7 protein-coding genes and 1 pseudogene are annotated in these 7,134 nt (G+C 69.5%); 3 read left to right on the top strand and 5 right to left on the bottom strand.

Going from position 1 to position 7,134, the window contains the following annotated elements; genetic code table 11:
* On the bottom strand, positions 1 to 1,433 hold a 1,433-nt coding region (locus tag ABZ260_RS43065; RefSeq protein WP_355629457.1), incomplete at its 3' end, for an aminotransferase class I/II-fold pyridoxal phosphate-dependent enzyme.
* A gap of 133 nt (positions 1,434 to 1,566) precedes the next feature.
* Here ABZ260_RS43065 and ABZ260_RS43070 point away from each other — a divergent pair.
* Positions 1,567 to 1,854, top strand: coding sequence for a carboxymuconolactone decarboxylase family protein (locus ABZ260_RS43070; RefSeq protein WP_355629460.1), 288 nt, complete (start codon positions 1,567 to 1,569; stop codon positions 1,852 to 1,854).
* On the opposite strand, the gene ABZ260_RS43075 is transcribed toward ABZ260_RS43070, so the two are convergent.
* Both ABZ260_RS43075 and ABZ260_RS43080 read right to left on the bottom strand, forming a co-directional pair.
* Positions 1,802 to 3,559 (bottom strand): IS1182 family transposase, encoded by a 1,758-nt coding sequence (locus tag ABZ260_RS43075; RefSeq protein ID WP_355629463.1) that lies wholly within the window; start codon positions 3,557 to 3,559, stop codon positions 1,802 to 1,804. The genes ABZ260_RS43070 and ABZ260_RS43075 overlap by 53 nt on opposite strands.
* A gap of 146 nt (positions 3,560 to 3,705) precedes the next feature.
* A pseudogene (locus ABZ260_RS43080) lies at positions 3,706 to 3,876 on the bottom strand (ISL3 family transposase); the annotation flags it as partial.
* Positions 3,877 to 4,015: 139 nt separating this feature from the next.
* Between ABZ260_RS43080 and ABZ260_RS43085 the strand changes: the two are divergent.
* Positions 4,016 to 4,270 carry an aminotransferase class I/II-fold pyridoxal phosphate-dependent enzyme gene (locus ABZ260_RS43085; protein WP_355629466.1) on the top strand — a complete coding sequence of 85 codons (255 nt, stop codon included), beginning with the start codon at positions 4,016 to 4,018 and terminating at the stop codon, positions 4,268 to 4,270.
* Entirely contained in the window at positions 4,267 to 5,088 is an 822-nt protein-coding gene (locus ABZ260_RS43090) for an alpha/beta hydrolase (RefSeq protein WP_355629469.1), read from the top strand. Before ABZ260_RS43085 ends, ABZ260_RS43090 begins: the two co-directional genes overlap by 4 nt.
* Positions 5,089 to 5,696: 608 nt before the next feature.
* Here the strand turns inward: ABZ260_RS43090 and ABZ260_RS43095 are convergent.
* Together ABZ260_RS43095 and ABZ260_RS43100 are read right to left on the bottom strand one after the other, a co-directional pair.
* Complete coding sequence (locus ABZ260_RS43095; RefSeq protein ID WP_355629472.1) at positions 5,697 to 6,485, bottom strand: alpha/beta hydrolase; 789 nt, start codon at positions 6,483 to 6,485, stop codon at positions 5,697 to 5,699.
* 194 nt (positions 6,486 to 6,679) lie between these two features.
* A partial coding sequence (locus tag ABZ260_RS43100) for a LysE family transporter (RefSeq protein ID WP_355629475.1) occupies positions 6,680 to 7,134 on the bottom strand: 455 nt, incomplete at its 5' end.

Below are 7,134 nucleotides of genomic sequence, written 5' to 3' on the forward strand. Positions count from 1 at the left end.
ACGTCGGTCTGGTCGCCGAACACCTGCGGGGAGGCCACCGGCAGGTCGGCGTACCAGTCGTAGAACGACAGCGCCTGGCCGCCGATCAGCGCCAGTGGCAGGGCGCGGCACAGCGCGTCGAGCGCCGGCCGGTAGCGGTGCTCGGGCGGTGTGGCGTGCCCGACGACCAGCCCGTCCCGGTGGGGTTGGGGGCTGTCGGGGTGGCGGAACGTCGCCAGGCCGTCGAGGGCCACGCCCATCCAGGTGGCCGCCTTGACGGTGGACGCCTCGGTGCCCGGGGGCAGGCGCAGGACGGCGTGCAGCCCGGCCGCGATTCCGGTCACCGCGATGTGCGGGGCGCGTTCGGCCAGCGTCGCGACGAGCTGGTTGCGGCGGGCGCGATAGCGCTGCCGCATGCGGCGGATGTGCTTGTCGTAGTGCCCGGAGGCGATGAACTCCGCGAGCGCGAGCTGGTCGGTGACGCCCGTCCACGCCTCGCGCAGCCCCTTGGCCGCGAGCACAAGGTCGACCAGGTGCGGCGGCAGAACCATCCAGCCGAGCCGGATCGCCGGGGACAGGCTCTTACTGACCGAGCCGATGTAGACCACGTGGTCGGGATCAAGCCCCTGAACGGCGCCCACCGGTTCCCGGTCGTAGCGGAACTCGCCGTCGTAGTCGTCCTCCAGCACCACACCGCCACGACCGCGCGCCCAGTCGACGGCCGCGGCACGGCGCGTCGGATGCAGCGGGCCGCCGGTCGGGAATTGATGAGCGGGAGTGAGCAGAACAGCACGTGCCCCGCGCCGCCACGAGGTGCCAGGGCGCGACGCCAGTTCGTCGGTCCGCGCGCCCCGTTCATCCAGGCCCAGCGGGATCGTGCGCACTCCGGCGTCGGCCAGGACGCCGCGGTGGAAGGGCAGGCTGTACGGCTCGACAGCCAGCGGCCCAGACAGCACCCCGCCGCCGAACAACAGACGCAGCCCGTGCGCGAACCCGGCGCAGACAACTATCTGGTCCGGTGAAGCAGACACGCCGCGCGTCCGCGCGAGGTACTCGGCCAGCGCGCGGCGCAGTTCGGGACGCCCCTGAGGGTTGCCGGGGGCGAAGGCGTCATGTGGTGCGGCGGTCACCGCGCGACGAACGGCCGCGGCCCACGCGGCGCGCGGAAAGGACGTCGCGTCCGGCTGCCCCTGCCCCAGATCGTGGGCGGCGCCGTCCCCACGGCCAGGGGCCTTCCTGGGAACACGCCGCGGCTTGGCCACGACGCGCTCAGCGACCCGGGTGCCGGAACCCTGCCGGGCTGTCAACCAGCCTTCGGCGACCAACTCGGCATACGCGTCCGCGACCGTGTTGCGCGCGACCCCCAGATCCACGGCGAGCGAGCGGTACGGCGGCAGCCGGGTCCCCGGCGCAAGCCGCCCACTGCGCACCGCCTCCCGCAGCGCCGCCGCCACCGCCGCCCGGCGAGGCCCCGTAGGCGATAGCTCAAGATGCAGGTCAGAGCCCGCCTCACGGGCGAAATTGACCCGGGAATCCGGCACTCGACTGCCCCCTTCGATCGGTCTCTCGGGTCCCGAGGCTAACCGCATGACCAACGCCCCCGAGATCTTCCGCCCCTCCCGCGTCGACTTCGCCGTATCCGCGCCGCGCGCGTTCAAAGCCCTCATCAGCTTCGACGCCGCCGCCCGCGACGGGCTGGACCCAGCCCTGGTCGAACTGGTCCAGATCCGCGCGTCCCAGCTCAACGGCTGTGCGTACTGTGGCTCTGTACGTGAGTTGCGGCTCTGGCTCAAAGTCCGGATGCTGTTGGTGATCTTCGATGTCATTCTGGGATCTGGGCGGCCAGTCGTCGGCAGAGTTGCTGGAACGGGCTGATCGGACGTGGCGGTCGATCGGGGATGATGCCGGGGGTGTAGCAGTCGGCGAGGCGGATGACGTTGGTGCCAGCTGCGGTCAGGACGTGCTGAACGTGGGTTTTGGCGAGGCCTTTGTAGCGGCAGTTGCGTAGGCCGTGAGCGCGGGTGGTTTCGGAGACGGTGGCCTCGCAGCCGGCACGCAGGGCGTAGCGGGCCTTCCAAGGTTCGGTGTGCTGGTCGGCGCGATTGCGGGTCTGGATCTGCTGCAGCGGCTCGGGCAGCAGGGTGAGGTGGCGGCCCTTGCCGTTGGCGTCACCGGTGCAGGCTTGGCGGTCTGGGCAGGCCCGGCAGGCCGCGCGAGGGAACAGCACCGACAGGCGAGGCTTGCCATCGCCGAGGGTGGGTTTGAAGGGCGGGCTGGTCACCCCGCGCGGGCAGGTGACGGTGTGATCGTCCCAGTTGACGTGAAAGTCTTCCTTGGTGAACCCGAGGCGGCCTCGCGGGTCGGCTCGAACTGGCCCGATCAGAGCGACGCCCCACTGCTGGGCAGTGTGGTGGATGACGTCCGGGGTGACGTATCCGCTGTCGAGGAGATGCTCGGCCGGGGTCAGGCCGCTGGCGGCCAGACCCGCGTGGATGTCGTCCACGGCATCGATGTCCTGAACCGGCGCCGGGCGGGTGAGGACGTGAACGATCACGTTGGGGACACCATCGTCGCAGGTCTCGCTCTGATGATCCCGGTAACCGACCCACTCGGCTTTCGTGGTCGTCTTTCCTTCCTTGCGGCAGTACCGGGCTTCGGGATCGTGCGGGCTGACGATTTCGATCCCGGACCACGGCACCCGTGCCAGATCCGTCTGTTGGTCGCTTTCCTCGCCGGATGAGCGGCGCGGCCGGCCGTGGCGGCTCTGCCGGTCCCGACTGGACTTGGCGGCTCGCCAGGCCAGATCACCGCAGGAGTCTGTCCAGTACTGCTGCACCCATACCTGACGCAGTACCTGCACCCCCGGTAGATCCCGCAGCCGACGCGACGCTCCGGCCGCATGCACCGCCTCCAGGATCGTCATCCCGTCCCGGCCGATCTGCAGCACGTGCGCGGCCAGGTCTTCCTTGCCGCGCGGCAGCCGGTCATAGCGGACCGGCCGACCATAGCGGCTGGCCCATTCCGGAGTGATCAGGGCGGCCAGCCAGGGTTCGTCAGCGGCGGCGAGTTCCTCCAGCGCGACCCGCAGCGTCTCCCCAACCAACTCGACGCGGTTGAGCTTGCGGACCGCGGCCAGCACATGCGTGGAATCGGTCCGGACCCGGCCCCGCTGCTTGACCAGCCCCGCCTCGACCAGCCGTTGCACCATCACCGCCAGCAGTCGGTCCGCTCGATCGTCTTGGGCCATCCGATCTCGAAACTCCGATAGCACAGAGTGGTCGAACCCCGGATCCGTCAGCTCCAGCCCGAGGCAGTACTTCCAGTCGATCCGGCACCGCACCGCCAGCGCCGCCTGCCGATCGGTCAGGTTCTCCGCGAACTGCAACACGCTGACCAGTGCCAACACCACCGGCGACAATCCACGCCGCCCATCAGTGGGAAACCAGCCGACGAAGTCCTTCTCGCCGAACACTCCCGCGAGCCGGTCCCGGATCCACATCGCCGGAGTTCCAGAAGGATTAGCCGCCCAGGCCGCACGGACCGTCTCCGCCGGGATCACCCGGCCGATATTCCCGCCCATCGACACCCGTCCACCTCCATACAGTGACTACAGAGTGGTGCGGAGAGGTCACCTTTAAAGAACCACGAAGCCAACGGGAACACCAGACACGAGGAAGATCACCAACAGCATCAAGTCCGTGAAGTGGTGACGGTGTGTGATGGGCGTTAGCTGCTGAGGAGCACGCGTTTGCGGAGGAGCGCGAAGCCGGCTCGGCCGAACATCTGGCGCTTGATCATCTTGATCCGGTTGACGTGACCTTCCACCGGGCCCGAGCTCCAGGGCAGGGTGAGGCCGGCGGTGACAGCGTCGAGATCCCGCTCCAGGCCGTTGGCGAAGGCGTGAAGACAGGGTAGGTCGTCTGTCTTCGCCGCGGCGAGCCGGCCAGGAAGGTCCTGGCCCCGGCGTTGGGTGAGCATGATGGCGAAGGAGCTGAACAGGATCGATGGCATCGACTGCCCGCTGCTCGATGGCGGCATGTTCGCTTTCCCCGACGTCAGCGGATTGCTCCGTAACCGCGGCTGGACCAGCAGCGCCGACCTCGCCGCGTGGCTCCTCGACACCGCCCATCTCGTGGTCGTACCCGGCGAGGCGTTCAACGCCCCCGGACGCATCCGGGTGTGCCTCGCTGTCGACGACGACACGCTGATCACCGCGATCGAGCGACTGCAGACCGCCCTCGGACCCATGGAGCACGAGCCGGCCGCACAACAGCTGGAGGAGGCCCGATGAGCCCCGTCAGGAAGCTCGAACGCTTCACGCTCCCCCTCACCGTCGACGCAACCCGCGTCGAGGTGTCCGGCCTCCACCGCGGCGGCACCGGCACGCCCCTGGTCTTCCTCCACGGCTTCGGCTCGACCAAAGAGGACTACGCGGACGTCGTCCAGCAGGAACGGCTCGCCGATTGCCCCGTACTGGCCTACGACGCGCCCGGCTGCGGCGCCAGCAACTGTGCAGAACTCGGCGCCGTCTCCATCCCCTTCCTCGTCTCCGTCGCCGAGCAGGTCCTCAAGGCGCGGCAGATCGACCGGTTCCACGTCGTCGGGCACTCGATGGGCGGCCTGACCGCGCTCATGCTCGCCGACGGCGACCCCGGCAGGGTCGCGAGCTTCACCAACATCGAGGGCAACATCGCACCCGAGGACTGCTTCCTCAGCCGGCAGATCGTCACCCACCCCCACGACGATCCCCACGAGTTCCTGGCCCGCTTCGCCGAACGCGTCGGCGGGTCACGCTTCTACGGCGGCGCCCTGTACGCGTCGAGCCTTCCCCACAAGGTCCGGGCCGAAGCAGTCAGGGCGATCTTCGAGTCCATGGTCGACCTCTCCGACCACGGCAAGCTGCTCGACCGGTTCCTCGGACTCCCCGTGGCGAAGATGTTCATGTACGGGGAGCAGAACAACACCCTGTCCTATCTCCCCGCCCTGGCCGAAGGCGGCGTCGAACTCGCCGAGATCGAGCACTGCGCCCACTTCCCGATGTACTCCAACCCGCCGCAGATGTGGGCCCGCATCGCCGACCTCGTCTCACGCGCCGACGCCGACTCCTGACGGCCCGGGCCGTGGGACGACATCGACCGTGCCGGCGGCGACGTCCAGCCGCCACAGGGCCGACCCTGCATGAACCGCGACGCCCCAGTCGGCGTCACCGCCGACTGGGTAGTTGTGTCGGGCCGGAGCCCTGGGGGCAAAGGGCCCGGCCCGCCAGCCTCCGCCTCGTGGAGGGCCCTGCAGTCCGGGCTTGGGCACCGGGCAGCGGGGGGCCTGCAGTGGGTTTCCGGGTGGCACCGGCGACGACGACGGCGGCAGGAGAGGCTACTCATGACTCGCTCTGCCGCCGCTTCGGTACCGGACTGCTCGTCTCGAGAGGCCCGTACGCAGACGCGTTGTTCAAGGGCCTGTGCGGACATGTGGCGGCAGCGGGCCGACGGAGCCTTCGGCGCTCTCGCGGTCGTCGACTGGCGACTCTTGCTTGCGCAGCTCGAACAGGTGGCCGCGGCACTATCGAGCGCACCCTAGTGATCTCCCCCGACCGAGAGTAAGGGCCAGAGCCACACGTGGCGGCCCCTCTCACAAACAGTCGTTTGTGAGAGCCCGAGGTCGGGGTGTCGCTGGTGCGCGGTAGACAGCAGGGTGTCCGAGTATCGGCTGCGCTGTTCTTACGGCTTGTGCGCGGTGGTGAGGAAGTCCAGGACGAGGGGGCTGGCGTGGGTGCGGCACTCCTCGAAGTAGGCGTGCCGGCCATTGGGGACCAGGTGCAGTCGGGCGTCGGGGATGCGGTCGGCGAGCAGGGGTGCGTTGGCGGTGGGGTTGAGCAGGTCGTCGCTTCCGTGGACGACCAGGGTGGGGGCGCTGATGTCCGGCAGGAGGTCCCAGGCGTTGTGCTGGTTGCTGGCCGCGAGGTGGTGGCGCCGGGCGTGGGCAGGCATGCGAGGGTCGCCGAGGGTGTGGTGCAGCCCGGGATGGGAGGCGAGCCATCGAGGGGTGTACATCAGCTCCAGCAGGGCCTGTCGCGCGGCTCCAGGCTGAGGTTGCGTCAGGGCTTGGCGGACGTCGTTGCCGCGTTCGACGCTGTGCGGGCCGCCGGGTGAGGTGCAGCCGAGAACCAGGGCGCCTACCCGGTGGGGGTGGCGGGCCGCGATCTGCTGGGCCACTCGTCCGCCCATGGACGTGCCGTAGACGTCGGCCCGGTCGATGCCGAGTTCGTCGAGGACGGCGATGACGTCCTGGGCGAACAGTTCGGTGCTGTAGGGGGTGTCGGGCTTGTCGCTGTCGCCGGTGCCGCGGTAGTCGAGCGTGAGGGTGCTGCGAGCGGGATGGAAGTCGGCACGAACCGCATCCCACCAGTGGTGGTTGTTGGCCTGGCCCGCCAGCAGGACCAGCGGCGCCCCCTGGCCCTGGAGCTGGTAGGCGATGCGGGTTCCGTCCGGTGTCATGGCGTACGTCATCGGTTTCCTCGCTCCCGTGCCGTCGGGCAGAGTACCCGCGTGGCCCCGGGCCTGAGCGGACGGCGAAGCCGGGGCCATCGTTTCTCGGTGTGCTTCGTCGCCACCGGTCATACAGGACAACCTCATGGCTGCCAGTACACAAGGCGGCAGATACCTCGGGCGGTCGGGCGCTGGAAGAAGTACCGGCCCAGCTCTCAGACACCTGCTACCACCGCGGCGCCCAGCCCCAGCAGGACGACGCCGGTGGTCACGCTGAGTCCCCGCAGGACGGTCGGCTGCGATACTAGGGCGCGCCCTCGGCTGACGGCCCAGGTGAGCAACATGTACCAGAAGGCGCTGACGAGCGCCCACAGGGCTCCCAGGGCGACGGTTGACAGGAACACCGGGCCTTTCGCGGTCACGAACTGGGGCAGCACCGAGACGGCGAACACGCCCGCCTTGGGGTTGCCGAGGTTGGTGATCAGGCCGGTGAGATATCCGCCCGCGAAGCCAGTGCTGCGCCCGCCCTCGCGGGGCGGGCGGGTGGAGACGGTGGTGAGCGCGGTCCGTAGCGTCTTCACCCCGAGGATCAGCTGCGGCTTCTCGCGTTGATCGAGCGGCACGGCTCCCTGACGGCGGCGGCTCACGCACTCCAACTCACGCCCGCGGC

Source organism: Streptosporangium sp. NPDC006013, assembly GCF_040614275.1.
In the GTDB taxonomy this organism is placed as follows: Bacteria; Actinomycetota; Actinomycetes; order Streptosporangiales; family Streptosporangiaceae; genus Streptosporangium.

Bases quoted from the DNA above. Each gene is read 5' to 3' on its own strand.
- ABZ260_RS43075 (WP_355629463.1), bottom strand. From the start codon at position 3,559: ATGGGCGGGAATATCGGCCGGGTGATCCCGGCGGAGACGGTCCGTGCG.
- ABZ260_RS43090 (WP_355629469.1), top strand. From the start codon at position 4,267: ATGAGCCCCGTCAGGAAGCTCGAACGCTTCACGCTCCCCCTCACCGTC.
- ABZ260_RS43070 (WP_355629460.1), top strand. From the start codon at position 1,567: ATGACCAACGCCCCCGAGATCTTCCGCCCCTCCCGCGTCGACTTCGCC.
- ABZ260_RS43085 (WP_355629466.1), top strand. From the start codon at position 4,016: ATGTTCGCTTTCCCCGACGTCAGCGGATTGCTCCGTAACCGCGGCTGG.
- ABZ260_RS43095 (WP_355629472.1), bottom strand. From the start codon at position 6,485: ATGACGTACGCCATGACACCGGACGGAACCCGCATCGCCTACCAGCTC.